At 39.6% G+C, this 25,317-nt stretch carries 23 protein-coding genes; 14 read left to right on the top strand and 9 right to left on the bottom strand.

The features are described 5' to 3' along the window. Positions 1-38: 38 nt before the first annotated feature. Positions 39-2,207, top strand: coding sequence for a DNA helicase II (gene uvrD, locus HWV02_RS22265; RefSeq protein ID WP_211677929.1), 2,169 nt, complete (start codon positions 39-41; stop codon positions 2,205-2,207). Between the two features lie 96 nt (positions 2,208-2,303). Then, positions 2,304-2,948, top strand: coding sequence for a chromophore lyase CpcT/CpeT (locus HWV02_RS22260; RefSeq protein WP_255550574.1), 645 nt, complete (start codon positions 2,304-2,306; stop codon positions 2,946-2,948). A gap of 46 nt (positions 2,949-2,994) precedes the next feature. Here HWV02_RS22260 and rarD read toward each other — a convergent pair whose 3' ends face one another. The 6 genes from rarD to HWV02_RS22230 all read right to left on the bottom strand — a co-directional run bounded on the left by rarD (position 2,995) and on the right by HWV02_RS22230 (position 10,799). After that, the gene (rarD, locus tag HWV02_RS22255) at positions 2,995-3,900 is read right to left on the bottom strand and encodes an EamA family transporter RarD (protein WP_211677928.1); all 906 of its coding nucleotides are present in this window, start codon (positions 3,898-3,900) and stop codon (positions 2,995-2,997) included. A 96-nt stretch (positions 3,901-3,996) separates the two neighbouring features. Next, positions 3,997-4,491, bottom strand: a complete 495-nt coding sequence (locus HWV02_RS22250) for a thioesterase family protein (RefSeq protein WP_045108564.1) — start codon at positions 4,489-4,491, stop codon at positions 3,997-3,999. Between the two features lie 117 nt (positions 4,492-4,608). Continuing rightward, the gene (locus HWV02_RS22245; protein WP_211689354.1) at positions 4,609-6,789 is read right to left on the bottom strand and encodes a hypothetical protein; all 2,181 of its coding nucleotides are present in this window, start codon (positions 6,787-6,789) and stop codon (positions 4,609-4,611) included. Continuing rightward, positions 6,782-7,462, bottom strand: a complete 681-nt coding sequence (locus tag HWV02_RS22240; protein ID WP_211673474.1) for a polyphosphate polymerase domain-containing protein — start codon at positions 7,460-7,462, stop codon at positions 6,782-6,784. The genes HWV02_RS22245 and HWV02_RS22240 overlap by 8 nt, the downstream gene beginning before the upstream one ends. Further along, positions 7,459-10,074, bottom strand: coding sequence for a CotH kinase family protein (locus tag HWV02_RS22235; protein ID WP_211689353.1), 2,616 nt, complete (start codon positions 10,072-10,074; stop codon positions 7,459-7,461). Before HWV02_RS22235 ends, HWV02_RS22240 begins: the two co-directional genes overlap by 4 nt. Positions 10,075-10,076: 2 nt before the next feature. After that, positions 10,077-10,799, bottom strand: coding sequence for a DUF4956 domain-containing protein (locus tag HWV02_RS22230; RefSeq protein WP_211677925.1), 723 nt, complete (start codon positions 10,797-10,799; stop codon positions 10,077-10,079). A gap of 222 nt (positions 10,800-11,021) precedes the next feature. Between HWV02_RS22230 and recQ the strand changes: the two genes are divergently transcribed. Beyond that, positions 11,022-12,842: a DNA helicase RecQ gene (recQ, locus tag HWV02_RS22225; RefSeq protein WP_211677924.1), complete on the top strand. Its 1,821-nt coding sequence runs from the start codon at positions 11,022-11,024 to the stop codon at positions 12,840-12,842. Between the two features lie 33 nt (positions 12,843-12,875). Further along, entirely contained in the window at positions 12,876-13,163 is a 288-nt protein-coding gene (locus HWV02_RS22220) for a DUF3630 family protein (RefSeq protein ID WP_211689352.1), read from the top strand. A 20-nt stretch (positions 13,164-13,183) separates the two neighbouring features. Here HWV02_RS22220 and HWV02_RS22215 read toward each other — a convergent pair whose 3' ends face one another. Next, a complete protein-coding gene (locus HWV02_RS22215) occupies positions 13,184-13,549 on the bottom strand; it encodes an STAS/SEC14 domain-containing protein (RefSeq protein ID WP_211689351.1) in 366 nt (121 codons plus the stop codon). A gap of 132 nt (positions 13,550-13,681) precedes the next feature. Next, the gene (locus HWV02_RS22210; protein ID WP_211673468.1) at positions 13,682-13,813 is read right to left on the bottom strand and encodes a DUF3149 domain-containing protein; all 132 of its coding nucleotides are present in this window, start codon (positions 13,811-13,813) and stop codon (positions 13,682-13,684) included. Positions 13,814-14,105: 292 nt separating this feature from the next. Between HWV02_RS22210 and HWV02_RS22205 the strand changes: the two genes are divergently transcribed. The 4 genes from HWV02_RS22205 to HWV02_RS22190 all read left to right on the top strand — a co-directional run bounded on the left by HWV02_RS22205 (position 14,106) and on the right by HWV02_RS22190 (position 16,691). Beyond that, the gene (locus tag HWV02_RS22205) at positions 14,106-14,273 is read left to right on the top strand and encodes a hypothetical protein (protein WP_211689350.1); all 168 of its coding nucleotides are present in this window, start codon (positions 14,106-14,108) and stop codon (positions 14,271-14,273) included. Positions 14,274-14,523: 250 nt separating this feature from the next. After that, positions 14,524-15,177: a serine protease gene (locus HWV02_RS22200; RefSeq protein ID WP_211689349.1), complete on the top strand. Its 654-nt coding sequence runs from the start codon at positions 14,524-14,526 to the stop codon at positions 15,175-15,177. Next, entirely contained in the window at positions 15,174-15,629 is a 456-nt protein-coding gene (locus tag HWV02_RS22195) for a hypothetical protein (RefSeq protein WP_211689348.1), read from the top strand. The genes HWV02_RS22200 and HWV02_RS22195 overlap by 4 nt, the downstream gene beginning before the upstream one ends. Positions 15,630-15,941: 312 nt before the next feature. Beyond that, positions 15,942-16,691, top strand: coding sequence for a hypothetical protein (locus HWV02_RS22190; RefSeq protein ID WP_211689347.1), 750 nt, complete (start codon positions 15,942-15,944; stop codon positions 16,689-16,691). A 96-nt stretch (positions 16,692-16,787) separates the two neighbouring features. Here HWV02_RS22190 and HWV02_RS22185 read toward each other — a convergent pair whose 3' ends face one another. After that, a complete protein-coding gene (locus HWV02_RS22185) occupies positions 16,788-17,264 on the bottom strand; it encodes a tyrosine-type recombinase/integrase (RefSeq protein WP_255550573.1) in 477 nt (158 codons plus the stop codon). Positions 17,265-17,302: 38 nt separating this feature from the next. On the opposite strand from HWV02_RS22185, the gene HWV02_RS22180 reads away from it, so the two are divergent. The 6 genes from HWV02_RS22180 to polA all read left to right on the top strand — a co-directional run bounded on the left by HWV02_RS22180 (position 17,303) and on the right by polA (position 25,227). Beyond that, positions 17,303-17,671, top strand: a complete 369-nt coding sequence (locus HWV02_RS22180) for a hypothetical protein (protein WP_211689346.1) — start codon at positions 17,303-17,305, stop codon at positions 17,669-17,671. 334 nt (positions 17,672-18,005) lie between these two features. Then, entirely contained in the window at positions 18,006-18,185 is a 180-nt protein-coding gene (locus HWV02_RS22175; protein WP_211689345.1) for a hypothetical protein, read from the top strand. 159 nt (positions 18,186-18,344) lie between these two features. Continuing rightward, positions 18,345-18,665, top strand: coding sequence for a hypothetical protein (locus tag HWV02_RS22170; protein ID WP_211689344.1), 321 nt, complete (start codon positions 18,345-18,347; stop codon positions 18,663-18,665). A gap of 367 nt (positions 18,666-19,032) precedes the next feature. Continuing rightward, positions 19,033-19,710, top strand: a complete 678-nt coding sequence (locus HWV02_RS22165) for a 7-cyano-7-deazaguanine/7-aminomethyl-7-deazaguanine transporter (RefSeq protein WP_211673466.1) — start codon at positions 19,033-19,035, stop codon at positions 19,708-19,710. Positions 19,711-19,873: 163 nt separating this feature from the next. Then, on the top strand, positions 19,874-21,022 hold the full coding sequence (locus HWV02_RS22160; RefSeq protein WP_211677896.1) for a 1-acyl-sn-glycerol-3-phosphate acyltransferase: 1,149 nt from the start codon (positions 19,874-19,876) through the stop codon (positions 21,020-21,022). 1,409 nt (positions 21,023-22,431) lie between these two features. Then, entirely contained in the window at positions 22,432-25,227 is a 2,796-nt protein-coding gene (polA, locus tag HWV02_RS22155) for a DNA polymerase I (RefSeq protein ID WP_211690641.1), read from the top strand. Positions 25,228-25,317 lie beyond the last annotated feature (90 nt).

Below are 25,317 nucleotides of genomic sequence, written 5' to 3'. Positions count from 1 at the left end.
TTCTACTGATTAAATATACAGTCTAAGGTGACTAAATTATGGATGTATCTCTCTTACTGGACGGCCTCAATGACAAGCAGCGTGATGCTGTTGCTGCACCACAATCGAGTATGCTGATTTTAGCGGGTGCTGGTAGTGGTAAAACCAGAGTATTGGTACATCGCTTAGCTTGGTTAATGCAGGTGGAGCAGTGCTCGCCTTATTCTTTATTAGCGGTGACATTTACCAATAAAGCCGCAGCAGAAATGCGTGGTCGTGTTGATAAATTATTAGAAGGTCGTCAACAAGGCATGTGGATCGGTACTTTCCATGGTATCGCGCATCGTCTATTACGCGCCCACCATTTAGATGCTGGCTTACCCGCTGAATTCCAAATTATTGACAGTGATGATCAACTGCGGTTATTGAAACGTTTGATCAAAGCCATGAACCTTGATGAGAAGCAGTGGCCGGCAAAACAAGCTATGTGGTATATCGGCGGTAAAAAAGATGAGGGCCTGCGCCCTGAACACCTACAAGCGTATGATCCGATTGAACGTACCTGGATCAAGATTTATCAAGCTTATCAAGAATCTTGTGATCGTGCAGGCTTAGTCGATTTCGGTGAGTTGCTATTGCGTTCGCACGAACTTTGGCTGCACAAACCACATATTTTAGCGCACTACCAAGATCGTTTTTCTAACATTCTAGTGGACGAATTCCAAGATACCAATAATATCCAATATGCGTGGTTACGTATGTTGACTGGCGATCGTGGTAATTTGATGATCGTAGGTGATGATGATCAGTCCATTTATGGCTGGCGTGGTGCACAGGTCGCGAATATTCAACGCTTCTTAACTGATTTCACGGGTTCTAAAACGATTAAACTTGAACAAAACTACCGTTCGAGCAGCAATATTTTGAATGCGGCTAATGCGCTTATCGTCAATAACAGTGAGCGTATGGGTAAAGAGTTATGGACTGAAGATAACGAAGGTGAACCGATCTCATTGTATGCCGCATTTAATGAAGTCGATGAGGCGCGTTTTGTTGTTAGCCGAATTAAAGAGTGGCAAGACCAAGGTGGTTCACTCAGTGATTGTGCGATCTTATATCGTAGTAATGCTCAATCTCGTGTGCTTGAGGATGCGTTATTACAGGAACGATTAGCTTACCGTATTTATGGTGGATTACGTTTCTTTGATCGTCTTGAAATTAAAGATGCGATGGCCTACATGCGCTTGAAGAATAATCGTGATGATGATGCGGCATTTGAGCGTATTGTTAATAAACCGACGCGTGGTATTGGTGATCGTGCTTTATCGTTATTGCGCGATGCCAGTCGTGAACAGGGCTCGACATTATGGCAAGCGGCGATCTATTTACTCGATAACAATTTGATTGCTGGTCGGGCGGCGAGTTCGATCCGTAAGTTTGTTGAGTTGATCACGCAATTGGATAACGATGTGGCCGAGCTTGCCCTGCATGAACAAATTGATCATGTGGTTTTATACTCAGGGCTGAAATCTATGTATCAGCTTGAGAAAGGTGAAAAAGCCCAATCTCGTATTGAAAACTTAGAGGAGCTGGTTTCTGCTGCCCGTGGTTTTAAGATCCCTGATGACAGTGAAGAAATGACTGAGTTATCTGCATTTTTAGCCTTTGCGGTATTAGAGTCTGCAGAAGGACAGGCTGATGAGTTTGAAGATGCGGTGCAATTGATGACTTTACACTCGGCGAAAGGCTTAGAGTTCCCTGTGGTATTCATGGTCGGTGTCGAAGAAGGCATGTTCCCAAGTCAGCAATCGACAGAAGAAGCAGGGCGTATGGAAGAAGAGCGCCGTCTTTGTTATGTGGGTATTACCCGTGCGATGAAGAAGCTATATATCAGTTATGCGGAGTCGCGTCGTTTATACGGTAAAGAGATGAATCACCGTCCGTCTCGTTTCATTCGAGAAGTACCCGAAAAGTATATTGAAGAGATTCGTTTAAAAACTCAAATTCGCCAACCAACTCAGTTTGGGCGTTTTAGCGCGGGTTCTGAAAAAATGTCATTTGAGTCGACAGGTTATCAGTTAGGTCAACGTGTACTGCATGCTAAATTTGGTGAGGGTATTGTGATGAACTATGAAGGCAGTGGTCCACAATGTCGTATTCAAATTGAGTTTGATCAACTGGGCAGTAAATGGTTGGTAGTTTCTTACGCTAGGTTGCAGGCTCTATAGTCATATAGTATAGTTGCGCGATTTTTAGGGTAGTATCACTGCATGCTAAACGCTGACGGGATGTTAGCGCTACCCATGCGGTTACAGGGAGTTCTTTTGATATTACGATTTATCGTCGCATTAATGTGCTTATTTAGCTCGTTTGCTTATTCTGCTGTTTTTAAATCAGAACATACGGCGTTATTAAAGCAATGGTTATCTGGCATATATAGATCGACCAATGATGTGATTCAAGGACGTGAAATTAACATCGATCTAAATATCTCTCCTATTTGGCAAGACCGTATTGACGGTGAATGGCTATATATGGAGAGTCGTATTACTCACTCTTCAAACAAACCATTTCGTCAGCGTATTGTGCAATTAGTTGCTACCCCGAATGGTTTGATCCGTTTATACAGTTATTCTATTCCACGCGCATCTGACTTTGCTGGCGCTTATTATACGCCACAACTATTGACGAGTTTGACTCAATCTCAACTCAGTATTAGTAATAACTGTGAATTACTGATTGAGTTGAAGGTAACATATACCTTTGTTGGTGAAACTGATCCTGACTCTTGTATTACTCATCGAACGAACACACCATTAATGACGACATTTTTTGCTGTCTCAAAAGTGAATATTTCATTTTTAGATGGCGGTTATGATAAGTTTGGAAAATTAGTACCGGGTCGACTTGATGTGCCCATTACTTTTTTGAAAATTGAAGATTATGACGTGAGTAAAAACGCAAAATAAAATAAGCACCTAAGGGTGCTTATTTTATTTGTATCGCGGTAATGAACTAAGATTTTAATCGCGCACGTTGATGACGGTTATTTTTAAAACCATCGATGCTAAACACGACTAATCCAGCCCAAATAAACACAAACGTCAGCAGTGTTTCGGTATTCATAACCTCATCATAAAGCGTGACACCAAGAATAAAGATTAATGTTGGGCCTATGTATTGGAAGAAACCTAGCGTTGATAAAGGTAAGCGTATAGCCGCATGATTAAAGCAGAGTAGCGGTATTGTGGTGACAAAGGCAGCACTGAGTAACAGTAAGTTAAGGTGCATACTGTTGGCACTCAGATCCGATGTTGCTGAGTCGGCGAAGATAAATAAATAAGTGGCTGCGATAGGTAGCATGATAATAGTTTCAATTAACAGGCCAACTAGCGCATTGAGACGTAATTTTTTACGCAGTAATCCATAGAAACCAAAAGTACAACTTAGGACCAAGGCTATCCAAGGCAGATATCCTAGTGTAATAACTTGAATTATGATCCCGCTCACCGCAAGTAAAACAGCAACCCACTGTAATTTACGCAATTTTTCCGATAAAAATACCATGCCAAGCAAGACGTTAATAATTGGGTTAATAAAGTAGCCTAAGCTGGCATCGAGTAAATGGTCGTTATTTACCGCCCAAATATAGGTTAACCAGTTAGCACTGATTAATAATGATGTGCAGATCAGTAATAACACATTTTTAGGCTTTGATAATACCGATTTTACCATTGGCCATAATTTAAATAGGCTCAGTAATACCGCAATTAAAATACAAGACCATAGCGCGCGATGGGCTAATATTTCATAAGCAGGTACTTGGTTTAATTGTTTAAAATAGAGGGGGGCCATGCCCCACATTACGTAAGCAAGGAGTGCGAATATCACCCCTTGCTTAGTCTCATTGTTGGTTGTCATTACTTATACCAGTGATTTTTATAGGTGTAGATAGATTGGTTAGCATAACAATGATGAATAAGCAGGGGTAGTGATATTAATAATCTTTATTGTTGGTTATCCGACTAAATAAGTGCCAGTACCAAAGGCAATGTGGATCCCTTCTTGATTGTGCAGCTCCATACGGGTAACCGCAACTTTATTACCCGAACGAATCACGTGTGCTGTGGCGGTAAATTCATCTCCCCAACCTGGACGTAAATAGTCGACTCGCAAGTCTATCGTACCGAGTGACTTTAGATTTTTATGAAAGTTAGCGGTACTTTTTGTTTCCATGTAGGGGATGGCTGCTGCTGCCACTAACATGCCGCCTGCGACATCAAGCAGACTCGCTGTTACACCGCCATGCAGTATTTTTCGGATAGGGTTACCAATCAATTTATCATCCATGTTGATGCGTAATTCTATACTGTCAGTGGTGTAGTTGGTGATGCGCATGCCGAGTAGGTCGTTAAATGGCATTTGGTTCATAAACATATCACTGATGAAATCCAGCATTTGCTGTTCAGTGAGTTCTTGATCAATTACATCTTGCTCTGTCATTGTTTGCATGCGTCCTGCCTAAACTGTATGTACTATTAAAATCGAGTGTTTAATAAGTGAGTTACGTTAAGGTAGCTCACTTCTGTCGAAAATACACCTTAAATTAGTTATTCAGCAGATATTATTTTATGAAGGGCTGGGTTCTGGTATCAATATTATGCCTTGGTAACCAGTTAATGTGATCTTATTTATTCGTTCGCTTAAGCTGCCATCGGCATTAAGACGTCGGTAATATCCGGGTAAGTCTAGGGTTACCCTTGCTTGCTCACTGAATTGTTTATTACCGCCATTACGGTCGGTATAATAAAGTATTAAACCATGTTGATAGCGCCGAGCGATGACTGCTACTGTTGGCGGCTGCGGTTGCTGCCAAGGTAATAAACGATTGGCTTGACGATAAAAATAAAACCAATGGCTTGGGGTTATTGATCGCGTTTGATTATTCACAGTGAGTTGCGTATCGAGGCTGGTCGCCATTATATTATTGTCTTTATCAACATAGTCGACAGGCGGGTAGTTATCGGGAGCTGAAATCGGTTGACCAATGTTATAGCGTAACATTGCAGTGGGCTGGTAAGCGACATTGTTTGGAATGCCGGGTTGGTAGTAGTTATCTGCTCGGGTATTTTTGCTCGAGTAATAAAAACTATTATTCCATTGCTGATAAAAATCCAGTCGGGGGTTATTCAGTAAGTAGAAAATAGCCAGATTGGTGCTTTGGTCATGCTGCCAGTTTGCTTGACTATGGCCTTGCCAACGTACTTTTCCGCCTTTACGCATATGCGCCATCAGCACGCTACGCTTACCTTGTGCGTTTAATAAGAAATGTTCCCAGCGTTGCAGTAATCCGCGTTGTTGTGACAAGCCTAGGCTTGGATTAATGTAATCTTCACGTACAAAAAAATTAAACCCGGCAACCAAAGATTGTAAGTCGGGTTGGCTAAAGAGGTTTAAATCAGAGATATTGGCACCAATCCAAGCTTGTGGGTTTGTTTGTTGTAAATGCTGGTTAAAGGCACTTAGACTCTGCCAATAAGATTTTCCTGCTTGTCGAACAGGGATCTGTAATTCGAGAATATTTCCTTCAGTGGTGGTGGGAAATTGGGTACTGTTCGGAACCCGGTAAAGTGAGTCATTATAAGCACCTCGGTAGCCTTGTTGTTGCCAATGTTGATAAAGATAGTCTGTTAGTAAAGTGCGATTGAGTGCAGAGAATAAATTAACGTAGCACAGCGCTGATTTTTCATTCCACATTCTACCTAATGGTATCAAGCGCGCTTGATACGGCAAGCGAGCACTGGCATTATTATTTAAACGTTGCAGGTATTCACTATCATCAATATATCCATCTTTATTACGATCGTTAATGGGATCCCAGCCGGGGATTGTTACATAGTGTTTTTTTGATTTTTCAGTAAATTGATACCAACTTGGTAAACGGAGTTTAGTTAACGTTAACCCTGTAATTGGATTATTAATCTCAATTTTCAGTGCATAAAAACGGGCGTGTTCAACGTTTAATTGGGCGCTTAATTGCGAGCCGAGTTGTGATGAAATGCTTACTCTTGGCCAACGTAGCGGGGAGGGCCAGCGGCTGTTTAATGTCGATGCTAAAGGTTGTGTTAACAATGGTTGCCAAGCATATTCAAGTGTGTTTGTTGCTATGTCTCGTGTTGCATAGGAAATGGTTATATTGCTGCTTTCGAGTTGCTGCCCATCAAACTCTATATCTAAACCTATTAATTTTTCTGAAGAAAATAAATATAAGGTTTGGTTTTTCTTTAGCACTAGCGGTTGCTGTATTGGCATGCTGAGGGGCTTAATGCGACCTTGCCGCGTTAGGGTTGAAGCTTCTTGAATGGCAACAAACTCGGGAGTGCCGTAGAGTGGAGTATGCACACCGTGATTGTTGTTTGGTATTTCAAATTGGGTGTCGTTTTGAAAGTGTAGAAATAACGATTCATAATCTTGCTGATTCAGGGTCATCCAGTGGCGTAATTGTTGTTCCTTTTGGCCCATCTGCCAATCTAGTTTTTGGTTATACATATAACCAAGTTGGGTAATTTTTTTGGCATTATATTGACTATAATGCCCACCAATACTGATATCGGCATGGTTATCTTCCCATTGTGATACTGCAGAGGCTGAATGAAATCGTTGCTGAAAATGAGGCGCTGTCGCGGCTTGCTGTTGGCCTGTGAGCACCCAAGCGGTACCCGCAGAAGGATATACTTGACTGACTGCGACCGAAATTACGAAAATAAATATCAGTAAACCAGCGCAGAAGCCAATCAGATACCTATACATAGATCATGTGTCTCACACCATTCACGTATTTTGAATGTCGTGAAGGGTTAAGCGGGCAGCGACTGACTAAATCACTGAGCAGACGTTCATGTTGATCTTGGCATTTTAATTCCAATAGCACATAGTCGCCCATTTTTCGTGAGCGAGTGGTATTAGGTTTACTCCAATAGCGCTGATCGTATACTTCCATACGACTATCAAGTGTCGCGCGTATTCGTCCACAAAAACTGACTAGGTATTGACGCTTATAACGTCCTAGCAATATTGGGTACGTTTGGCTGTCCCATTCTGACAGTGCTTGTAGAGGTAGCTGAGATTGGCAGTGCTTAATGTGATCTGACCAACTAATATTGGGATCATCAAAGTTGAGCTGTAAAGGATAAATGACTTTACAACCTTTACCGCTACGGCGTTGTTTAAACTCAAGCTGCGCTTTACCTGCGTTAGTAATATCGTGATACCAACGAATACGCATTTTGTTACGGTTGCTAATACCGGTGAGGTTCTCGGCAAAGCAAGCCATTTGGTAACTGTCAAAATAAACACTATTTACATATTGGTCTGGGTGATGCTGGCTAAATCCCATTGATGATAGCCTCAACCAAGACAGCATGTACTCTAAGCGATTAAGCGGGATTGGTATTTTAATTTCAAAGCGATAGTCTTGGGTCATTTTGGTTTGTCCGAGCGCATTGAGCCAGTATAAAGTTTCTTCACGTTTAATTTTCTAGCGGTTTGTTGTTGACCATCCAATGACAGGTAGTTATTTTTTTGAAGCATGCTGATATTGCTGCAGTTATCACAGTTAAAACTAGATGCTTGTAAACTCGCCCCACCAAAGAATGGTTTTTTCATATAAGACATGAAGAGGTAATGTTTTATATCGACAGCATTAATATCGGCAGCGGTAACCTGCGAACCATCTTTGGCAACAATACCAAATGCCGCATTATTCACTTGGATATTACTCGCATCAACGCTGCTGTGTTCGCCAGCTGAAATGGCTTTATCACGGATTTGACTAAATTTGCTATTACGCACGATAATGTTTGAACCACTAATATCAATGGCATCACCACCAGACCTCACGCCGACAGTGTTGAATTGACTGTCACTGATCGTGCCTTTACAAAAATCACAATCAAAGCCATCTGAATAAGCATTTTCGATGAGTAATTTAGTCAAATTAAATTTACTATTTACCATATTAAAAGCATCTTCGGAACGGTTATTACGCAAGGTAATATCATTGGCATTAAGGTCTACATCGTACATGTACAGTGCCCCTCTGGGTTGCCAATTGCCTTGTTTTGGACTTGCACTGGCTGCCATATCCAAATGTTGGATTGTTGATTTACTGCCTGAGCCAAATACCGCAATACCTTGCCAGGTTTTTTTATTACTGGCAGTGAGGGTGACTGGATATTGAGTACTGCCATCAATATCAAGTTGCCCGAAAATTAGCATGCCTGCATTTTTGCTGAAACGTAAATGGGTATTTTCCGGTATATACACTCGGGTATCTTCAGGGGTGATGAGATAATCATTAATTTGCCAATTACCGGGTTTGAAATACCAACCATCTTGTTGCACTTGAATAAAGTCATATTTAGCAAGTACACCAGACTTTTGCAGCATAGTCAGAGGTCGAGGTAAAAAACTCGTTGCAGATTCACCTAATTCAAAGCGATATGTTTGGAGTTTTTTATTATTTTGGCGACTGAGTAATTTAATATTATACGCTTGAGCGTTATCGATGATTAAGCTGCCGTCAGCTTGGTTACTGATTAAGGTAAAAGGTAATTCGGGCGCATTGACTAAACTAATTTCACTGCCCCATTTGTCACTGACAATTATATCAACAATAGATACAGGTGATTGATTATTATTACGTAACTTCAGTTGTTTTTCATTGTTGCTATAGCGAAACTGACTGGCAAGATCCCAAGGTAATTCCGCGCTGAATGTATCGACATGACGATGCCAGTCTGTGGGCATGGTGGGGAGTGATTGACAACCGTTTGCTAAACATTGTGCGTGGACCGTTAAACTATCAAAATTATAGCCTTGCAGTAATGGCGAACCATGCTGCATTTTTTTAATAATGTGCTGCTGTAAAATATCTAATTGTTTAGGTAATTTTTTATTCTTAACAAGGGTAATAAGGTGATTGAGCGCTCTATCGTATTGGTCTTGTATTTTGTCATCGTCCAGCATGGCTTGGATCAGCGGGAATTGAGCACTGACGGGCTGTAATAAAATTTTATCCGGTACTGGAGATAATGCTTCATCACTTTGGATCGGTTCAAGTTTGGCGGTATGTGGGTTGTAATAAAAGCGTAAGTTGTTCCAGCTAAAAGCATGCCATGCAGACCACAGATCGACGGTTGCTATGTATTGGCCAAGTTTACGACTGTCAAATACATCGGATGCTTTGCGGCGTTGATTGAGAAAATCACTGAGTAAGGTTAAAGCTATCTTACGTTGTTTATTTAAACTCGGGTCACTGATCGCGTCACGCTGTTGAAATACTTTGGGACGAAATATTTTGTGTAATTGGCTATTATCTTCTTTTTGTGTGGCTTGCTCTAATTTTAGAATGAGTCCTTCGGTACGGTTATTATTGGCGAGTAACTCTTTGGCGAATACTTCTTCTAATAGCATCAAGCCCCAAGGTGTGCCGTTAACGGTCAGATTAACAGGGATATGCTGAGGTGAAATAATATCAAATCCGGCCACATCTAAAGTTTTCGTAAATAATAGCGGGGCGTGATTACCGCGTACATTTGGGCTGAGTAAGGCAAACCTTTTTACTCTTAATAGACTGCTTTTACCTTTTAATTCGACACGTAACGACCATCGCTGTGGCGCCGCAACATGATCTAATAAATCACCTTGTAGACGTACCTTGGCGCTATATTTGTTTTGTAAGTAACTGACACTGGCTTTGACCTCAGAGCGTTGGGCGGGGATTTGACCTTCTTTTAATGCTTGTTTTCGATCGGCAACCAAGCGCATCCAATCTTGATATTTAATATCTAACTGTAAGTTCGGGATATTAGTATCGGCGTTGAGGTATTTTAGTGGCGCATCAATCAGGGCGTTTAATAGTTGTTTGTTTTTTGTGTTGCCGTCAGTACTGTGTGCAACAAAACCATGCTGGATAAGCCAGTTTTTAACGGTTTTCGGCGATGGGGTCATGAGCAATAATATCAATAACAACCCACCAATCGTGTACCAGCGATCGCGTTTTTTAAACCGCGATCTGTTTTCGGATAGGAGCATGGTTACACCCCTGCGATGTTATGTTGTTCGAGTAAAGATAACGCAACTCCTGGATATCGATGTTCTAATGCTTCAAATAAATTATCTAAATGTTCACTGTTGGCAAAAGAGATAAAAAAGGTGGCTTCGACGAGTTGCCGTTCGTGATCATAGCGGCGTAAATCACTGCGGGTGGTATAGGCGGTGAAGATCGCTTGCAGTTCACTGATACTTACTTGATTTTCACCTTCATGTTGATGGCGTAATGATAAGAAAATACCTTTTTCGCCATGGTGCTCTGTTTTAGAATGTCTAATAAAGCTCACCAGTATTAAGGTGGTAATACACGCTGTGATTGCTGCAGTTGTTTGCCCTGCACCTAGAGCGACAGCAATACCAATATTTAAAAATAAATAAAGCAGTTCTTCAGGTTCTTTTATTGGGGTACGAAAGCGTACAATTGATAACGCTCCCACTAGGCCTAGCGCCAGAGCGAGAGATGCTTTAACAATTGAGATAATTAAGATAACCGTCAGCATAAGTAAAGGAAATAAACGGGAGAAATCTTGGCGGTTACAAAATGAAGAGGCGAAATAGCGGAAGTGGGCACCAATAACCCAAGATAAAGCAAAGCCTATCACCAAATTCATTAATAATGGTGCGAGCATGACACTCGCAAAAGGGAAGAACATGTCCTGAACTTCGTTTGGTAAAAACGCGGCTATAGCAGGGTTAATTTGTTCCACAATAGACTCTCCTTGTATGTGGGTACGCGTAAATATATAACTATTTTTTATACTGTTACGATCCAGTTTAGGCAATATTCTGTATATTGATGACTACAGTTGAATAATTCGCGCTAATTTTGTTTTAGTAGCATTTGTTTAGTGCATGCATATCCTGCTAAAATCGCCGATTACGTTATTTACAGAACACCCCAAATTGAATTAAACCGAGAACGAACTATCATGACAGCATCTGTTTCAACTCTTCCATCAGCTCAACACGTACTTGAGAGCGTTTTTGGCTATCAACAATTCCGCATGGGTCAGGAAGACGTGATCGCACATGCTGTCGCAGGACTTGATAGTTTAGTTATTATGCCTACGGGTGGCGGTAAATCATTATGTTATCAAGTACCCGCATTAGTGCGTGGTGGATTAACGATAGTGTTAAGCCCGTTAATTTCGTTAATGAAAGATCAGGTTGATGCATTGCGAGCGAGTGGTGTTTCTGCTGCTTATATGAATTCAACGTTGGCGCGACAAGAGTCTGCGCAAATCTTTAATGATTTAAATAATAACCGTCTACAAGTATTGTATTTATCGCCTGAACGTTTGATGGTGGGCGATTTTTTACAGTATTTACAACAGTTGCCGATCAGTTTATTTGCCATTGATGAAGCCCATTGTATTTCGTCTTGGGGTCATGATTTTAGACCTGAATACAATGAGTTAGGTAAGTTGAAACAGCTGTTTCCAAATGTGCCTTTGATGGCATTAACGGCCACGGCAGACGATGCAACACGCTTAGATATACTGAATCAATTGCAAATGAACGACCCGAAAGTGAGTATGTCGAGTTTTGACCGACCTAATATTCGCTATTCACTGGTGGAAAAATTTAAAGCGTTAGATCAGTTAAAGCGTTATGTAAAACAACAAGACGGTGTCAGTGGCATTGTTTATTGCACAAGTCGTAAACGCGTTGAAGAAGTGGCGGAAGGGTTAACGCGGGCAGGGTTTGATGCTAAGCCTTATCATGCTGGTTTGTCCCAACAAGAGCGTCAAGATACACAAGAAACCTTTATTCGTGATGAATTGGATATTGTGGTGGCGACAGTGGCATTTGGGATGGGGATCAATAAGCCTAACGTGCGGTTTGTTGTGCACTACGACTTACCAAAAAATATTGAATCATATTACCAAGAGACAGGCCGAGCAGGGCGTGATGGTTTACCCGCAGAAGCATTATTAATGTTTGACCCCGCGGATATTATGCGGGTACGTTATATGGTTGAACAAACTGAAAACGAACAGCAGCAACGTGTTGAAATGCATAAACTTAATACCATGGTGGCATTTGCCGAAACACAAACGTGCCGTCGTCAGGTATTACTGAATTATTTTGGTGAGTTTAATGATAGAGCCTGTGGTAACTGCGATATTTGTTTAGACCCGCCGAAACGTTATGATGGCGCTAAAGATGCACAAATGGCATTGTCGTGCGTGTATCGTGTTGGCCAGGCATTTGGTATGGGATATGTGGTTGATGTATTAAGAGGTTCGCAAAATCAACGGGTGAAAGAGCGTGGGCACGATAAGTTATCGACGTTTGGTATTGGTAAAGATAAATCACAAGAGCATTGGTTAAGTGTGTTACGCCAATTAGTGCATAGCGGATTATTATTACAAAATATTACCCGCAGCTCGGTATTACAATTAACAGAAGCCGCACGTCCGGTATTACGTGGTGAGCAAGAGCTAGAGTTAGCTGAGCCTCGATTACAGCCGATTACGAATGTCGATAAAGCGCCAAAACGCAGTAGTCGTATTGCTAACTTTAATTATGACCGAAAGCTGTTTGCTGCACTGCGTAAGTTACGTAAAGATATTGCCGACAGTGAAAATATTCCACCTTATGTTGTGTTTAATGATGCTTCATTAGCTGAAATGGCAGAAATAAAACCACAAAATGAAGCTGAAATGTTGGATATTAACGGTGTTGGTCACGTTAAATTAGAACGTTTCGGACGTCAATTTTTAACTAAAATAGCGTCTTACGATTAACATTACAGATTGATCGTATTTAAGGATAAAACAATGAATTGGACACTGGCAACACAGCAAGCAACAGATAACATTTTGATGTTAGAGCATGAAACGTTGAGCTTTGAGAACTTTACGGCGCTTGCACCCAAATTTGTCACGTTATTGAATGCGCGAGTATGTGATAAAAATTGGGGGGCGGATCGCCATGCTTGGGTGTTGGAATATAAAGATATTAATTTGTTGTTTGAATTTGAAGATTACACATGTAGCGCATGGCTTGCTGTTACACGTGAAGAAGATAAGGGTATTCTTGCTAAAATAGCAATAAAGTTAGCGTAGGTGCTTAATTATTATGTCAATTAAAAATATTCTTCTTCGTTAAACCATAATTCTGCTTGTAATATTGTTGAGAAACTTTCGACAGTAATGGGATTGATCGCCTCGATGGTTGTTGCAATTGAATGCAGCCATTTGGGTTCGGAAACCAAGGCTATTTTATGCCAATATTGCCAGTATTTTATACCCATCATGGCATCATCGATTAAGGCATGAAATTCAAAACCTGAAAAATCATCTGCAAATATCACGCAGACGTTTATCTGAGTGTGCTGTTTAAGAATATCGGTTATGACGGGTTCTAATACATTTTCGTAATCACTGTGAGTGATTGTTTTAGACAGATTTATAAACAGATTGGCTTCAGAAAGGTTGATGATAGTGATCATGGACATCTCCGGGTAATTGAATGTCCTTAATCAATGCAAGGCATAACTTGGTGTGCATAGCGGCTAACATTCATGACTATGCACTAATTATAGTCGCTATTTGCTAATAGTAATTAACCCGTAGTTGTTACCTTATCGACTCTTCACAATAAACATACTGATAAGTACACTGACAATAATAAAGGTGAGGGCGATGACACTAATGGAGGCAATGCCGACCGTGTCAGAAAAAAGATCGCTTAAAAGTTTAGTCCAAATTTCCATCGTGTTCGTCCTCTTATTATTGGCTATATCAGTGAATAGTAATGCTTGTATTGGTAAGTAATAGTTACTTATTTATGAGTAATACTACCGTGTCCTATGTTTGATAAACTGATCCAGATCAGTGAATGTTTTTGTTACCGTTATGTTATTTGGAAAGTGTGATGACGGCATATAATGACTCGTTTTTCGCATTCTTATCAGGCTTGGAGATGGTTTACATTGATACGTTTTGTTTTAGGCGGATGTTACGCACAGCCATGGAGCAATGGGTAAATAAACGGGCGGTGATGTAATGGATTTTCCTACGGTGTCACTGCTAAGCAGTCTTGGTATTAATCCGCTTGTCGTTTTTACATGTTGGGTAGGTTGGCAACTGGTGAAAGTAAATAAGGGAATAAAGGACAGTATTGTTGATCTCAATACCCGCGTAACGGTTTTGGAGAAAACAGATAAAACCTGAAAGCAGAATCCCCATTGAATAATGCACTCGGCTTGAGTGCATTTTATATTTCAAATAGAATCATTAATGTCCTCACTTTTTTTAACCATAAAATGCGTTATACGTATAACTCATACGTGTTAGTCGCTTAATTTTGAAAAATTAGCGATATCATTATAGTTTTAGATATGATTTTTTTATTTTATCGGTATGGTTAACGTGTAAAAACCCTTTATTGTTAGTGGTTTATATATATTTATGGGCTCTGGATTTGTATACATTTAATAAATTAGTTGTGACAATAGGTGTTAAGACACCTAGTGGGACATTAACGATGCTGGGTAGTGGCTTTTTTGTGGAAGCCACAAAAATTGTAACTGCAAGTCATGTTATTGGTAATAATCATAATGAGTTACGCATGTTAGTGCCTAATATGGATAGTTGTGAAAGCATTCAAGATACTACCATGACTGAAGTTAAGGCCGTACGAGTTGAAGTCATAGAATTTGATCCAATAAGAGACATTGCTATTTTAAAGATTAAGGATGGTGAGGTTAGTGGTACGCTCCCTACACTTGGCAGTATTGACTCTGTTCCTGTAGGAGGCAGAGTGCAAATATTTGGGTTTCCTCATTGCACTGATCAACGTCGAGTTTTCACTTATCAAAGTGCAGAAGTTGGGGCTAAAGTATGGCTTGAGTCTTACCAGGTAAAAAGTAAGTATTTTATTCTCAATATTCAAGCAAGGCCGGGGCAGTCTGGTTCTTTAATCTACTATCCTGATACCCATGAAATTGTAGGAATGTTAAATGGGGCTTATATTCCAGAAAGGAAAGCCATGGCTGTAATCGCAGATATAAATTTGCATGAGCTTAATCAAACAACTCAATGTGTATCCGCAGAATATATAAAGGAAATGTTGTGATGAACCAAATCGGAAATGTATTGGAAAATTTACCAGAAAAACCCTTAGATTATTGGTTAGCAGATTTTAAACCTTACCAAAAAAATCATTTTAATACTTTGAATGATCAGTATGGTACAGAAAAAGCTATTGAATTATGGTTATCATCATCAGGGTCAGGCTCAACTGCTGGGTTCGGTGGTGAAGGTCGTTCTTCTGATATGTATGATCATTTTATGAGTGAGTTTCGTAAGTTGATTTGTGGTGATGAGGAATACGCAGAAATACGAGAACAAATAAAATGTGAATCGCCTTTAGTCCAAAGCTCTCTAATTAGTTTTATTTCTAGTAAGTTAGGAGAAGCTTTAGGTGTGGCTTCTGTATCAATAACAATAGCCGTTGCAGCTTTACTTTATATTATCGGCAAGGTTGGAATTAGATGTTGGTGTGAGATTGATAAAAATCAGCTATAAATAAAATATCGCCTTTAGCTATGATAGTAAAAATTGAAAGCACTCAATTTGAGTGCTTTTTTATGTCTGAAATATAATTTCATTGAATAATGCTCGTCCGCATAAGTGCGGCACAATTTACATGGGTTCCCTTAAACCACACTCTATTGAGTGTCTTTGCGTATGGTTTTGAATGCATAATACTTTTTTAGCTATGCATGCCGCACTCTTCCCCTTGTGGGAAATATTATTGTTCTTTAAACTCAGCAGGATATGTGTTGCTGAGTTAACACGCCTATTAATGTTAAATATTTAACTGATGTTTAGAGTGCTATGAAAAAAATATGGATTAGTCCAACTTGTTTTAACGAATGCCATGAGGAATGCGGACACCTGACTTCTAAAAGAGAAGTTAAGCGAGCTGTTAATATCTGGGAGCATGCACGAAATTGTCTTGAACGTGATAACCTTACTGAATTTGATCGGTCGGATTCTATCGGCTGGTTAAAAAGAGCTTTAAATCAAAGGTTAAAATTAATTGAATATATATATTCACTTAAAAATTTTGCTTTACCTGACTCCCCTAAAGGCTATTTAGAATATCTCGCAACACTAAATGTGGTGCGACCATTCATGTTAAAAACATTAATGGCTGTACGTAATGACATTGAGCATAACGATGCTGCTCCTCCAGATATGGAGCGGTGCTTGGAATTATTAGACTTAGTTTGGTATTTCATTCGTTCTACAGATGAATTAGTGAAAACTAGGCAGTCCTCGGTGGGGTTTCTTGACTCATTCGATGAAAATGGTGAATCTCCTTATTGGATAAGTCTTGATATAAAGTTTGATGAGCCGTATTTGATTAGTGTAAATGGTTGGGTCGAAGCAACAAAATACAGTAGTGAGTATAAAGATGGTTGGTTTGAAGTATCCTGTGTTGAAGTGGGAACTAAAGGCCAGCGATGGCCTGATTGTCAAAATCATTCCGATAAAAGGGATGAGGACCTATGGATTCAAGGGGAATTAAAAGCCTTACCGGAGCAAGCATTTAAAATTGTAGTGGCTGTGATAAATGTATAACAGCATTTAAAGCCGATGCAAAATAGATGACTAGGTTAGCTTCTTTATCATTTATAGCTAGCTATTTTGTGCCGCCTAATACGGGGCTTATTCATTTCAACTTGCCAATGGATTCAACCTAACCGCATCTTCTAAATGGTCGGGTGCAAAGTGCGAATATTTCATTGTATCCACAATTGAAGCGTGGCCAAGTATGCGCTGCAGCACCAAAATATTACCTCCGTTCATCATAAAGTGACTGGCAAATGTATGGCGTAAAACGTGCGTCATTTGTCCGCGCGGTAATTTAATTTTTGCGTTCTTAATTGCAGTTCTGAATGTTGAATCGTTACAACTTTTAGGAAATAGCTTACCTTTTCGTTTAGGCATTATGTTTGATAGTACCGGTGATATTGGTACCGAACGCGGCTTGTTACCTTTGGTACTGACAAAGGTTACAATATTTTTTGCTATATGCTCACTGCGAAGGTTGGCGGCTTCACCCCATCGACAACCTGTACTTAAACAAATCTTAGTAATAACCAGCGCATCTTTGTTGTGTGAGGTTTCTAACTTTTCAAGTAGGTAGGTCATTTGCCTTTGCTCCAATTTAGGTTTCAAATCTAAGCGCTTTGGATTCTGCTGTACGTAAAAATAAAGCGGATGAAATTAAACAAGACGGCGTATTAAAAGCCGCAGTTTCAGAAGCCAAAGCAAAACGAGCGGCTGCGGGTGACACGAACGCGGCCAAGCTAGACGAAATTAGTATGAACGGTCGCGGCTGGAAAGATGAATATTTATTATTAATCACCACAGCCCCGTTAATACTTTGTTTTCTGCCAGACTATTCGAACTATGTTGGTCTTGGCTTTGAATCATTAGAAACAGTACCAGAATATTATTGGTACGGTTTGGGGATGGTTTACATTCATACGTTTGGTTTTAGGCGGATGTTACGCACGGCCATGGAACAATGGGTAAATAAACGGGCGGTGTTGTAATGGATTTTCCTGCAATTGGATTATTAACCCAGCTTGGCATACCGCCTTTGGTGATGTTCGCATCATGGCTAAGTTGGCAATCTTTCAAGTCTGATAGGGATATAAAAATAACTCTATCTGAACATGATAAGAGAATATTTGAACTGGAGCTAAGGCGAAAAATAGAGGCTGAGAATACCAAGTGATAATTAAAGTGCAATACGACAGGGTGTCATAATGGCTTGCTAAACCCTTGTCTTGTATTATGTTTGTTTAGTTATATCAATGTGTTACGTAAAAATCATCTCAAAAAATGTGGTATGCTTAAATCTGATTCTTAATGTGGAGATAGGATATGCAGATTACATACAATGTAAATGAGATTAAAACTTGTGAAATAGGTGAACAAATTAATTTCGGTAGTGAATCATTTAAAGTGACAAACATTATTAAAGCTGGAGAAATTATAACAGTTGAAGCTGAAAAAGATGAATATGATTCATCTCTGGATCTTATATTTGGAAGTCGGAGATAGAGCTTAGAGGGCTTTGGTTCGCTATATGTCACATAGCGAACCATTAGCAGGCCTTATACATAGGGGTTAATTTTTTGTGGAACATAAGTAATGCTTCAACACTTGAAATAATTGCTTATACCCTAATATATATAGCTTTATATAATAAGGTTTATTGAAATGGCTCATATCTTAGAGAAAAAGGTTTCAGCACCATCTAGTGAATCAGCACAAGATTTTATTGTTAAAATGAATGACGGTGAAGCAGATAGGAAGTTCTCAGGCAAGCTAATCACAGAGGTTAATCCTGAAGGCACGGGAACCCACTATCAAATATTTTCTGGAGAAAATAAAGACTTCGTAGTAATAAAGCACGGTCATCGTGAATGTACGATTGCCAGAGTTAAGTCAGAAGAAGAAGTTATAATTTTCTTTGGATATGACAGCTCTGCCAAACAATTGTACATTCAGGCTGGAATTGATGCTGCGATGGTAATTTAATTTTATTTGTTACGGAATAGTTGAAATAACCTCCCCACAGGAGGCTATTTCTTTCTAGAGATAAAATCGTTAATACATGACCTAGTGAACATAAAAGTGATTTTGTGCATAACCATTTTAGTGCTCGATTAAGAAGCCCCCATCTAACGCTTATCTTCCTCTTTAAACCTGTAATTCTGAATGGAACACTTCGCACTGTTTTATAGTGTATGTCCTTTTTGTATCGAGCCTGATTGAAGAGTCTTCTATGTCTTAAATATAATTCCATTGAATTGCGGGTCAGCTTTTGTATAATGCTCGTCCGCCTAAGTGCGGCACAATTTGCATGGGTTCCCTTACCCCATGAATTTAACTAAAAAGGTTTATTATGCGTGAATTAACTGCAATGCAGACGCGTCAAGCGTTGATCTGTCTCTCTTGTTTTCATATTTTGGTGATCTCGGCGAGCAACTATCTAGTCCAACTTCCTATCAATATTTTTGGCTTCCATACTACATGGGGGGCTTTTACGTTTCCGTTTATTTTTCTGGCGACGGATCTAACCATTCGTGTATTTGGTGCTGGTATGGCTAAGCGCATCATTGCGCAAGTTATGTTACCCGCGTTATTGATTTCATATGTTCTGTCTGTCGTATTTTTTGATGGTAGTTATCAAGGCGTTGCAGGACTAAGTGAGTTTAATAGTTTTGTGGGGCGTATTGCTCTCGCAAGTTTTTCGGCTTACTTATTCGGTCAGGCTCTTGATATTGTTGTTTTTAATCGTTTAAGACAATTGAAAACATGGTGGGTTGCGCCTGTAGTATCAACGGTATTTGGTAATTTAATCGATACGGTTATTTTCTTCTTTATCGCGTTTTATCAAAGTGTTGATCCATTTATGGCGGCTAATTGGGTTGAAATTGCCACGGTAGATTATGGATTTAAATTACTCATTAGTTTAGTCATATTCTTACCTCTTTATGGTATTTTATTAACTAAGTTAGCGGGTGTTATTACATTTGAAACGAATGCGAACAATAACCTCTCCTCTGTAAAATTAAATTAATGTAACTTAATTTTGTAAGGGGGCGAAAGGCGCTAAACTTATTCACTTATATGTGAAAGTTTAGCGCCTTTTTTGTTTTATTACAGTAAATGTATCGGTAGTTAAGGTATAATCGCCCGTTCTAGATTTTATGCTTTTAATTTACACGCAATTGAGGTGCCGAATGGCAACAGACGTGGGTTTATACGATGATATTCGTCCTTTTAATGATAACGAAATAGCAAGTGTTGTTGAACGCTTAGTTAACGATAACGAATTTATTACTGCGATCGCGCACTTTCAGTTTCCGCGCTTGATTAAACATTTTAGTTGGGTGGTATTCCCAATGATCCGTATGGCGTTACGCCGTAAATGTCGAAAAATCACGAGTGTGAGTGAAATTCAGCACGAAGTGATCGCTTATATGGAAAAAATGATAGCGACCACAACGACTCAAATTACCTTTGACGGTATAGAGAAGTTGGATAAAAATAAAAATTATTTATTTATTTCGAATCACCGCGATATCGCGATGGACCCAGCATTTGTGAACTGGGGATTACATCAATATGGTCATGATACAGTGCGTATTGCTATTGGTGATAATTTATTGAAAAAGCCATTTGTATCCGATTTGATGCGTTTGAATAAAAGTTTTATTGTGAAACGTTCAGCGAAAGGTGTACGTGAGATGATCGCGGCATTTAAATCATTATCTGGTTATATTGCCCATTCAATCCAAACTGAACAACAGTCGATTTGGATTGCGCAAAAAGAAGGCCGTGCTAAAGATGGTAATGATCAGACTGACCCTGCAATTTTAAAAATGATGTATATGCATGGCAAAAGTCAGAACATTAGCTTTCCTGAATACATGAAATCATTAAATATCGTGCCGGTGACTATCTCTTATGAATATGATCCAAACGATGCAGCTAAGGCGAATGAACTTTCAGAATTAGCGACAGCGGGTGAGTACAATAAAACTGAATTTGAAGATATTGATAGTATTGTTCAAGGTATTGTTGGCTTTAAAGGTCATGTGAATGTGACTTTTGGTGATGTCATTGCTGATGATCTTACCGATGCGATTGAATTGGCCGAGCGTATTGATCAGACCATCGATAATAATTATTACTTGCATGGGACTAATTTATTAGCGGCAGAGCAACTACATACCAGTACTGAGTATAAGCAGGCTGCAAGTAAAGTCACTGCTGAGCAACGCGCTAAATTTACAGCTCATTTACAAGCGATACCGAGTAAGCTACATACTGTAGTGTTATCTGGGTATGCAAAATCAGTAGAGAAGCAGTTAGCGATCGCAGATTAATATTGAAAGTTAAATTGTATTTTAAGCCCAGCCTCGCTGGGCTTTTTATTTGAATTTTTATTATTTATATAAAACCCTTGCAAACGCAAATGAGAATCGTTACTATTAACTTGTTCTTCAGGAAATTAGTATTTGTTTCGGTAGGACAAGACATTGCTCACATTGCTTCCGGGTTAATTTTAATCCATTACTCCTTGCAGGGTAAACCGAATTTTTTCGGGCCGGTAGATCAGACTTCTTATCCCTCGATTATCGAGAAGTCTGATTGATACCGGCTTTTTTATTTCTGCAGATTTTATCATTCCAATTATTCTATATTACCGAACCATGTCCATATTGTTCTCGATTCTCTGCACCGTTTACGCTGTCAGGTATTCTGTCTTTGTTACATTATTATTTTTGTTATTAATGACATTATTTTGGTTTTATATAAATAAACCCTTGCAAACGCAAATGAGAATCGTTACTATTAACTTGTTCTTCAGGAAATCAGTATTTGTTTCGGTAGGACAAGACATTGCTCACATTGCTTCCGGGTTAATTTTAATCCATTACTCCTTGCAGGGTAAACCGAATTTTTTCGGGCCGGTAGATCAGACTTCTTATCCCTCGATTATCGAGAAGTCTGATTGATACCGGCTTTTTATTTTCTGCAGATTTTATCATTTCAACTATTCTATATTATCGAACCACGTCCAAATTGTTCTCGATTGCATGCTGGGTTTACGGTGTCAGGTATTCTGTATTCGTTTATTTTTTTGCTATTAATGACACTATGTTGGTTTTATATAAATAAATCCTTGCAAACGCAAATGAGAATCGTTACTATTGAGTTGTTCTTCAGGAAGTCATTATTTGTTTCAGTAGGACAAGACATTGCTCACATTGCTTCCGGGTTAATTTTAATCCATTACTCCTTGCAGGGTAAACCGAATTTTTTTTCGGGCCGGTAGATCAAACTTCTTATCCCTCGATTATCGAGAAGTTTGATTGATACCGGCTTTTTATTTTCTGCAACAAAATCGTTTTTTTATTAACACAAATCAAACATTTTATTTATTCAATGATGTATTATTTTTAATCATCATGCCTTCTTTTTGCACATAATATTCTTCAGTTTAAGATTCTTTTCCACATAACCTAAAAGCGTTAGATAACTTTAGATCTTACAGTTTAAATATTTAAGTTATTGTTATTTAATTGTTTTAGTTGTTGCCGTTAACGATCCATATTTTTTACTGAGTTTTTTGATCGTCATTGTCAACAGAGTTATCCACAGTTAGATCAAGATCTATGATCGAGTGGTTAAGATCTGATCGCAAGATATATTTTTATCATCAACATAGCGAGAATTCACGGCTTGTGGCATGCTTAGCTTATTCATCATTTATTTCACTGAGTTTTATTTTATGTCTACGATCCCCAGCAATCCCCTCGTGCTTGTCGATGGCTCTTCGTATTTGTTCCGTGCTTACCATTCACCTCCGCATTTGACTAATGCTGAAGGTATGGCGACGGGTGCTGTGTATGGTGTCGTTAACATGTTAAAGAGCTTATTAACACAATTTAGTCCCAGTCATATCGCGGTTGTTTTCGATGCCAAAGGTCCTACATTCCGAAATGAGATGTACCCGGATTATAAAGCGCATCGTCCACCAATGCCGGATGATCTACGTTGTCAGATCGAACCTGTGCATAACGCTGTTAAAGCACTTGGTTTACCCTTGATCTGTATTTCGGGTGTTGAAGCCGATGACGTGATCGGTACGATCGCCAAGCAAGCTAGTGCTGAAGGTCGTGCTGTATTGATCAGTACTGGTGATAAAGATATGGCACAGTTGGTTGATAATAATGTCACGCTGATCAACACCATGACGGATACGGTATTGGATCCACAGGGTGTTAAAGATAAATTTGGTGTACCACCAGAGTTGATCATCGATCTGCTCGGGCTTATGGGTGATACTGCCGATAATATTCCGGGTGTGCCTGGTGTTGGGGAGAAAACAGCGTTAGGTCTACTGCAGGGATTGGGCAGCATTAAAGATATCTACAATAACTTAGACGCTATTGCTCCTTTAGGTTTCCGTGGCTCGAAAACTCTCGCTAAAAAGATGATCGAGCATAAAGATAATGCTGAAATTTCTTATGCATTAGCGACGATAAAATTGGATGTTGAAACTGGTGTAAGCCTTGATGATCTGGCTATCGCAGAAACAGATACCGATGCATTGGCTGAGTTATACCAGCAGATGGGCTTTAAACGTTGGTTAGCGGCGTTAGTAGGTGGTGCTGATGCAACTAAACATGTGTATGCGGGTAAAGCAACAAAATCGAGTTCAGCGGCAAGTGAGTCTGACAGTGGTGACCTTGTAGCCCCTTGTACAATTGATCGCAGCAATTATGAAACTATTTTAACGCAAGCAGATTTTGATCGCTGGTTAGAGAAGTTACAAAAAGCCGATCTGTTTGCGTTCGATACTGAAACCACGAGTCTTAATTATATGCAAGCTGAGTTAGTGGGACTGTCATTTGCAGTTGCAGAAGGCGAAGCCGCTTATTTGCCTGTTGCCCATGACTATTTAGATGCGCCGGAGCAGTTAGATCGTGATCATGTATTAGCGTCATTAAAAGTACTACTCGAAGACAGTAATGCAAAAAAAGTTGGTCAAAATTTAAAATACGACAAATCAGTGTTAGCAAACTACGGCATTAACCTCGCAGGTATTGCTTATGACACCATGATTGAATCGTACGTTTATAACAGTATCGCGACGCGTCATGATATGGACAGCTTAGCGAATAAATACTTAGACCATAAAACCATTAGCTTTGAAGAGATCGCCGGTAAAGGTAAAAAACAATTAACCTTTAACCAGATTGAATTAGAGCAAGCATCACCATATGCAGCTGAAGATGCTGATGTTACGCTACGTTTACATAATGTACTGTGGGCGAAACTTGAAGCGGAGCCATCGCTAGTTACTTTATTTAACGAGGTTGAATTACCACTCGTTAGCATTTTGTCTGGTGTTGAGCGCCAAGGTGTATTGATTGAGAAATCAAAACTCGATGCGCAAAGTGTTGAACTTGGCACTCGCATGTTGGAGCTAGAAGCTAAAGCCCACGAAATTGCTGAGCAACCTTTTAACCTGAGTTCGCCAAAACAGTTGCAAGAAATTCTATTTGTAAAAATGGAACTACCAGTCATTAAGAAAACGCCAAAAGGCGCACCGTCGACAGCTGAAGAAGTGTTACAAGAACTGGCACTTAATTATCCATTACCAAAATTGATTTTAGAATACCGTAGTTTAAGTAAGTTAAAATCAACGTATACGGATAAGTTACCAACCTTGATTGAAGAAAAAACCGGGCGTGTGCATACGTCTTATCATCAAGCTGTTACCGCCACAGGTCGTTTGTCTTCGAGCGATCCAAATCTACAGAATATTCCAGTACGTGCGGGTGAAGGTCGACGTATCCGTCAGGCATTTATTCCAGAAGCGGGTTATAAATATGTGGCAGTGGATTATAGCCAAATTGAATTACGTATTATGGCGCATTTATCACAAGATAAAGGGCTGCTAACAGCGTTCTCGGAAGGTAAAGATATTCACCGCGCGACAGCCTCAGAAGTATTTTCTGTTGAACTTGACGACGTTACGAGTGATCAACGTCGTAGTGCTAAAGCGATTAACTTCGGGCTTATTTATGGGATGAGTGCATTCGGTTTAGGCCGTCAGTTAAATATTCCACAAAAAGAAGCCAAGCAATACATGGCGCGCTATTTTGAACGTTACCCTGGTGTATTAACGTATATGGATGAAACGCGTAAAGTGGCTAAAGATAAAGGCTATGTTGAAACCTTATCGGGGCGTCGTTTATACCTACCTGAAATTAATGCGCGTAATAAAATGCGTCAAATGGCGGCTGAACGTGCGGCGATTAACGCGCCAATGCAAGGGACAGCATCAGACATTATCAAGAAGGCTATGATTAATGTTGCAGGTTGGATTGAGACTGTAGAAGCTGACTCTATTCGTATGCTTATGCAAGTTCACGATGAATTGGTATTCGAGATAAAAGAAGAACATGTGGACGACTACGTTGTTAATATCAAAGCGTTGATGGCGGCGGCAATGTCATTGGATGTACCACTACTTGCGGAAGCTGGTGTGGGTGATAACTGGGATGAAGCGCACTAATCTTGTATTAAGCATTAATTTCATTATATTGTAATTAAAAATAAAACCAGTCTCAGGACTGGTTTTGTTGTTTTTATACATAAAATAACG

The sequence above is a fragment of the Moritella sp. 28 genome (assembly GCF_018219435.1).
Lineage (GTDB): Bacteria > Pseudomonadota > Gammaproteobacteria > Enterobacterales > Moritellaceae > Moritella.
This window is presented reverse-complemented; position numbering and strand designations above follow the sequence as displayed.

Coding starts and splice junctions, on each gene's coding strand:
- uvrD (WP_211677929.1), top strand. CDS start 39: ATGGATGTATCTCTCTTACTGGACGGCCTCAATGACAAGCAGCGTGAT.
- rarD (WP_211677928.1), bottom strand. CDS start 3,900: ATGACAACCAACAATGAGACTAAGCAAGGGGTGATATTCGCACTCCTT.
- HWV02_RS22250 (WP_045108564.1), bottom strand. CDS start 4,491: ATGCAAACAATGACAGAGCAAGATGTAATTGATCAAGAACTCACTGAA.
- HWV02_RS22245 (WP_211689354.1), bottom strand. CDS start 6,789: ATGTATAGGTATCTGATTGGCTTCTGCGCTGGTTTACTGATATTTATT.
- HWV02_RS22240 (WP_211673474.1), bottom strand. CDS start 7,462: ATGACCCAAGACTATCGCTTTGAAATTAAAATACCAATCCCGCTTAAT.
- HWV02_RS22235 (WP_211689353.1), bottom strand. CDS start 10,074: ATGCTCCTATCCGAAAACAGATCGCGGTTTAAAAAACGCGATCGCTGG.
- recQ (WP_211677924.1), top strand. CDS start 11,022: ATGACAGCATCTGTTTCAACTCTTCCATCAGCTCAACACGTACTTGAG.
- HWV02_RS22220 (WP_211689352.1), top strand. CDS start 12,876: ATGAATTGGACACTGGCAACACAGCAAGCAACAGATAACATTTTGATG.
- HWV02_RS22215 (WP_211689351.1), bottom strand. CDS start 13,549: ATGATCACTATCATCAACCTTTCTGAAGCCAATCTGTTTATAAATCTG.
- HWV02_RS22210 (WP_211673468.1), bottom strand. CDS start 13,813: ATGGAAATTTGGACTAAACTTTTAAGCGATCTTTTTTCTGACACGGTC.
- HWV02_RS22205 (WP_211689350.1), top strand. CDS start 14,106: ATGGATTTTCCTACGGTGTCACTGCTAAGCAGTCTTGGTATTAATCCG.
- HWV02_RS22190 (WP_211689347.1), top strand. CDS start 15,942: ATGAAAAAAATATGGATTAGTCCAACTTGTTTTAACGAATGCCATGAG.
- HWV02_RS22185 (WP_255550573.1), bottom strand. CDS start 17,264: ATGACCTACCTACTTGAAAAGTTAGAAACCTCACACAACAAAGATGCG.
- HWV02_RS22175 (WP_211689345.1), top strand. CDS start 18,006: ATGCAGATTACATACAATGTAAATGAGATTAAAACTTGTGAAATAGGT.
- HWV02_RS22170 (WP_211689344.1), top strand. CDS start 18,345: ATGGCTCATATCTTAGAGAAAAAGGTTTCAGCACCATCTAGTGAATCA.
- HWV02_RS22165 (WP_211673466.1), top strand. CDS start 19,033: ATGCGTGAATTAACTGCAATGCAGACGCGTCAAGCGTTGATCTGTCTC.
- HWV02_RS22160 (WP_211677896.1), top strand. CDS start 19,874: ATGGCAACAGACGTGGGTTTATACGATGATATTCGTCCTTTTAATGAT.
- polA (WP_211690641.1), top strand. CDS start 22,432: ATGTCTACGATCCCCAGCAATCCCCTCGTGCTTGTCGATGGCTCTTCG.